We start from the raw sequence: 4,410 nt of genomic DNA on the forward strand, positions 1-4,410 counted from the left end.
AAACGAAAACCGCGCCGCCCCGGCGCGCGTGAGGCCGGCCAGCAGGCCGGCCGTCATGGTCACGCCCGAGCGCGAGGTGCCCGGCACCAGCGCCAGCGCCTTCGCCACCGCCACCAGCGCGGCATCGCGCCAGCGAAACGTGTACTCGTCGCGCCCCTGCTCGCCGATGCGGTCGGCGAGCCACAGCAGCAGGCCGTAGCCGATGGTGGTGGCGGCGATCACCTTAGGACTGCGCAGCGTGGTTTCGACCAGGTCGTGCAGCAGGAGACCCGCGATGGCCGCCGGCAGCGTGCCGAGCAGCACCGCCCAGGCCAGGCGCCCGTTCGGCGTGAGGCCCTCCCCGCGCAGGCTCAGCCCGAAATCGCGCGTCAACGGCCACAGGTTTTTGCGGAAGTACCACAGCACGGCGGTGAGCGTGCCGACGTGCATGGCGCCGTCGAAGGCCAGGCCCTGGTCCGGCCAGCCGAGCAGTTCCGGCACTAGGATCAGGTGCGCGGAGCTCGAAATCGGCAGGAATTCGGTGATGCCCTGCACGATGGCGAGCACGATCACTTGCAGCAGACTGGGTTCCGGTGCCGGCATGGGAATGTGGGTTGATGGCAAAAAAAAAGCACCGTCGCCCCGCTGGCGACGGTGCCGCAATCACAGCGCGCTCACTCGACCGTGATGGTGATCTTCTCGGACATCACCGGCGGCTCGTGCGGGACGTGGGCAAAGTCGCCCAGCAGCAGCTGCAGGGTGTGCTGGCCGGGCGGCAGGGTGATGACGGTTTCGGTCTGGCCGGCGCCGAAGTGTTTGTGACGCTCGTCGTTGGGCACCGGCTGGTCGAGCGGCGGCAGTTCGGCGTCGATCAGCAGGTGATGATGGCCGGTGGCGTCCTTTTGCATGCCGGCCGGCGCCACGCCCATGCCCTTGAGGCCAAAGCGCACCGTGATCGGGTTGTGGACCACGGCGCCGTCCTGCGGGGTGATGAAGTACACCTCGGCGCCCGGCGGCGCGGGGGTGCGGGCGAGCAGCGGCAGCGGCGCCAGCAGCAGCGCCAGGCAGACACTACGCAGGACGTGTTTCATGGGCGACCTCCGTGGGGGTGGATGCGGGATGCCGCTCGAAACGATACAGCGCCACTTCGCCCAGCAGGTTGGGCAGCAGGCGCGCGCCGAGCGAGCGGCGATGCTGGTGATTCACCACCAGGCGCTGCAGGATGCGGATGCCGAGCCGCTCGCACAGGCACTCGAAGTCGCGCACGGTGCACAGGCGGATGTTGTCGGTCTCGTACCAGGATTCCGGCAGCGCCGGTGATACCGGCATGTGGCCACCGAAGGCCAGCTGCAGGCGGCAGCTCAGGTGGCCGAAGTTCGGAAACGCCACGATGCCCTCGCGCCCGACGCGCAGCATTTCCTCCAGCACGCGGGCCGGAAAATACACCGCCTGCAGCGTGAGGCTCATGATCACGTAGTCGAAGGAGCCGGTGTCGAAGTCCGCCAGGCCCGCGTCGAGGTCGCCCTGGATCACGCTCACGCCGCGCTCGATGCAGCGCACCACGCGGTCGATTTCGATCTCGACGCCGTAGCCGGTCACCGCCCGCTGGCGGCGCAGGTGATCCAGCAGCGCTCCGTCGCCGCAGCCAAGATCCAGCACCCGGCTGCCGGGGCGGATCCACTGCGCGATCAGGGCGTGATCGCCGCGCAGGTGCGGCGCGCCCGGGTGGCGGTCGGCGACGGCGCTCATGCCGGCGCCTCCAGTTCGGCGTCGATGCGGTTCAAAAACGCCCGCAGCACGGCGAAATAGTGGTCGTTGGGCAACAGGAAGGCGTCGTGGCCGTCGGGCGATTCGATCGCCGCGTAGCTGACCGCGCTGCCGCCGGTGTGCAGGGCCTTGACGATCTCGCGCGAGCGCTCGGGCGAGAAGCGCCAGTCGCTCGAAAACGCCACCACCAGGAAGCGTGCCTGCGCCCGCGCCAGCGCCCGGGCCAGATCCCCGTCGTGCTCGGCGGCCGGGTCGAAGTAGTCGAGCGCCTTGGTCATCAGCAGGTACGTGTTGGCGTCGAAGCGGTCGACGAAGGTCTCGCCCTGGTGGCGAAGATAAGACTCGATCTGGAACTCGACGTCGAAGCCGAAGTTGATCTTGCCCTCGCGCAGCTCGCGGCCGAATTTCTGGCGCATGAGGCCGTCGGAAAGATACGTGATGTGCCCCAGCATGCGCGCCAGCATGAGGCCGCGGCGTGGCACCACGCCGTGCTCGGCATAGCGGCCCGCGTGGAAGTCCGGGTCGGACATGATGGCCTTGCGCGCCACTTCGTTGAAGGCGATGTTTTGCGCCGACAGGCGCGGCGCGGCGGCGATCAGCAGCGCGCTGCGCACCCGGCCCGGGAACTCGATGGCCCACTGCAGCGCCTGCATGCCGCCGAGGCTGCCGCCGGCCACCGCGGCGAAGCGCTCGATGCCGAGGTGGTCGGCCAGCAGCGCCTGGCTGCGCACCCAATCGCGCACCGTCACGATGGGGAAATCGGGACCCCACAGGCGGCCGGTGGCCGGGTTGATGGTGGTCGGCCCGGTCGAGCCGGCGCAGCCGCCGAGGTTGTTGCAGGCGACCACGAAGAACCGGTCGGTGTCGATCGGCTTGCCGGGGCCGATGCACACGTCCCACCAGCCTGGGCGCTTGTCGTCCGGGCTGTGCCAGCCGGCGGCGTGGTGGTCGCCGGACAGGGCGTGACAGACCAGAATGGCATTGCTGCGGGCGGCGTTCAGCGTGCCGTAGGTTTCGTACTTCAGCTCGAAGCCCGGCAGTTCACGCCCGCAGTCGAGCGCCAGCGGCGTGTCGCAGCGGAAGCTGCGCGGCTCGACCAGCCCCACCGAATCCGGCGCGGTGGGAGCGCTGTGCGCGGCCAAGACGCGGTCAGCCGCCGCCACGCAGGCGGGCGGCACTGCGCAGGCGCAGCGCGTTCAGGCGGATGAAGCCGGTGGCGTCCGCCTGGTTGTACGCGCCGGCATCGTCCTCGAAGGTGGCGATGGCCGGGTCGAACAGCGAATTCGGGCTCTTGCGCCCGGCGATCAGCACGTTGCCTTTGTACAGCTTGACGCGCACGGTGCCGTTGACGTGCTGCTGACTCGCGTCGATCAGACCCTGCAGCAACTGCCGCTCCGGGCTCCACCAGTAGCCGTTGTAGACCAGGCTCGCGTAGCGCGGCATCAGGTCGTCTTTCAGGTGCGCCGCCTCGCGGTCGAGCGTGATCGACTCGATGGCGCGGTGCGCCTTGAGCATGATGGTGCCGCCGGGGGTTTCGTAGCAGCCGCGGGATTTCATGCCGACGTAGCGGTTCTCGACGATGTCGACCCGGCCGACGCCGTGACGGCCGCCGATTTCGTTCAGCCGCCGCATCACGCCGGCCGGCGTGAGCTGTTCGCCGTCCACTGCCACGATGTCGCCCTGGCGGTATTCGAGCTCCACGTACTGCGGCGCATCCGGCGCCTGTTCGGGGCTGGCCGTCCAGCGCCACATGGATTCTTCGGGCTCCTGCCAGGGGTCCTCCAGCACGCCGCCTTCATACGAGATATGCAGCAGGTTGGCGTCCATGGAGTAGGGCGCGGCCTGCCCGGCGCGCTTGAACTCGACCGGAATCCGGTGCTGCTCGGCATACGCCAGCAGTTTCTCGCGCGAGGTCAGGTCCCACTCGCGCCACGGCGCGATCACGCGCACCTCGGGCATCAGCGCGTAGGCGCCGAGCTCGAAGCGCACCTGGTCGTTGCCCTTGCCGGTGGCGCCGTGGGCGATGGCATCCGCCCCGGTCTCGCGGGCGATCTCTACCAGACGCTTGGCGATCAGCGGCCGCGCGATCGAGGTGCCGAGCAGGTACTCGCCCTCGTACAGCGCGTTGGCGCGGAACATCGGGAACACGAAGTCGCGCGCGAATTCCTCGGTCAGGTCGTCCACGTAGATGGCGCAGGCGCCCATGGTCTCGGCCTTGCGGCGGGCCGGCTCAAGTTCGGCGTCGCCCTGGCCGATATCCGCTGTGAAGGTGACCACCTCGCAGTGATAGGTTTCCTGCAGCCACTTCAGGATGATGGACGTATCGAGCCCGCCGGAGTAGGCGAGCACCACGCGCTTGACGTCGGCCATGAATGAGTCAGCTCCGCTGGGCGGTATCGAGGGGCGCTTATTCTAGGCCAAGCCGGTGACGCGGCAGGTGCCGCCGATGCCAAGGCCCGTGGTGGCATGCCGGTGGCTATGGTCGTTGCGGTGCCGGCGTCCGGGACAGCATGCTCCCGGCCTGACCATATGGCGCAAGCGTTTGGTTGTGAAGCAAGCGTATAAAAACCGTGGACGGGATTTTGCCGAATTTCCTTCGGCACGCTGAGGAAGTTCCGGCACGGGGTTTCAGCTTTTGCAGGGGAATCATGTCGGGACCGAGCA

At 68.5% G+C, this 4,410-nt stretch carries 5 protein-coding genes; all 5 read right to left on the reverse strand.

What is annotated here, in order from left to right; genetic code table 11:
* A partial coding sequence (locus tag PHC73_RS11760) for an undecaprenyl-diphosphate phosphatase (protein WP_300128390.1) occupies positions 1-582 on the reverse strand: 582 nt, incomplete at its 3' end.
* A gap of 71 nt (positions 583-653) precedes the next feature.
* Positions 654-1,070, reverse strand: coding sequence for a DUF4399 domain-containing protein (locus PHC73_RS11765; protein WP_300128393.1), 417 nt, complete (start codon positions 1,068-1,070; stop codon positions 654-656).
* Positions 1,051-1,728 (reverse strand): methionine biosynthesis protein MetW, encoded by a 678-nt coding sequence (gene metW / locus PHC73_RS11770; RefSeq protein WP_366949870.1) that lies wholly within the window; start codon positions 1,726-1,728, stop codon positions 1,051-1,053. The genes PHC73_RS11765 and metW overlap by 20 nt, the downstream gene beginning before the upstream one ends.
* Positions 1,725-2,888, reverse strand: coding sequence for a homoserine O-acetyltransferase (locus tag PHC73_RS11775; RefSeq protein ID WP_300128396.1), 1,164 nt, complete (start codon positions 2,886-2,888; stop codon positions 1,725-1,727). Before PHC73_RS11775 ends, metW begins: the two co-directional genes overlap by 4 nt.
* Before the next feature lie 7 nt (positions 2,889-2,895).
* Positions 2,896-4,116, reverse strand: a complete 1,221-nt coding sequence (locus PHC73_RS11780; protein WP_300128399.1) for an argininosuccinate synthase — start codon at positions 4,114-4,116, stop codon at positions 2,896-2,898.
* Positions 4,117-4,410 lie beyond the last annotated feature (294 nt).

Source organism: Immundisolibacter sp. (genome assembly GCF_028696615.1).
Taxonomy (GTDB): domain Bacteria; phylum Pseudomonadota; class Gammaproteobacteria; order Immundisolibacterales; family Immundisolibacteraceae; genus Immundisolibacter.

Bases quoted from the DNA above. Each gene is read 5' to 3' on its own strand.
- PHC73_RS11765 (WP_300128393.1), bottom strand. From the start codon at position 1,070: ATGAAACACGTCCTGCGTAGTGTCTGCCTGGCGCTGCTGCTGGCGCCG.
- metW (WP_366949870.1), bottom strand. From the start codon at position 1,728: ATGAGCGCCGTCGCCGACCGCCACCCGGGCGCGCCGCACCTGCGCGGC.
- PHC73_RS11780 (WP_300128399.1), bottom strand. From the start codon at position 4,116: ATGGCCGACGTCAAGCGCGTGGTGCTCGCCTACTCCGGCGGGCTCGAT.